The organism is Pantoea sp. ANP04, from assembly GCF_041982285.1.
GTDB classification, from domain to species: Bacteria; Pseudomonadota; Gammaproteobacteria; order Enterobacterales; family Enterobacteriaceae; genus Pantoea; species Pantoea eucalypti.
Window position 1 is genome coordinate 1 of sequence record NZ_JAUTYS010000133.1, and the last position, 552, is coordinate 552.

Here is a 552-nt window from a genome sequence, read left to right on the forward strand (position 1 = left end):
CCAATGAATCCAAGTGCCCGTTCAAACACACCGCCGGCGAAGGCACCAGCAACCGTGACTGGTGGCCCGGCCAACTGAACCTGAAGATCCTCCACCAGCACTCGCAGCTGTCCGACCCGATGGCCGAGGACTTCGACTACGCCGCCGAATTCAAGACCCTGGACCTGGCCGCCGTGAAGCGCGACCTGCTGGCCTTGATGACCGACTCCCAACCCTGGTGGCCGGCGGACTTCGGCCACTACGGCCCGCTGTTCATCCGCATGGCCTGGCACAGCGCCGGCACCTACCGCATCGCCGATGGGCGGGGCGGCGGTGGCCGCGGCCAGCAGCGCTTTGCACCGCTGAACAGCTGGCCCGACAACGTCAGCCTGGACAAGGCGCGGCGGCTGATCTGGCCGATCAAGCAGAAGTACGGGCGCAAGCTCTCCTGGGCCGACCTGATCATCCTCACCGGCAACGTCGCCCTGGAATCCATGGGTTTTAAAACCTTCGGCTTTGCCGGCGGCCGCCAGGACGTCTGGGAGCCGGAAGACCACGTCTACTGGGCCAGTC

At 65.9% G+C, this 552-nt stretch carries 1 protein-coding gene; it reads left to right on the forward strand.

Annotated elements, in window-relative coordinates; genetic code table 11:
- On the forward strand, window positions 1-552 hold a 552-nt coding region (locus tag Q7C21_RS22740), incomplete at both ends, for a peroxidase family protein (RefSeq protein ID WP_375151201.1).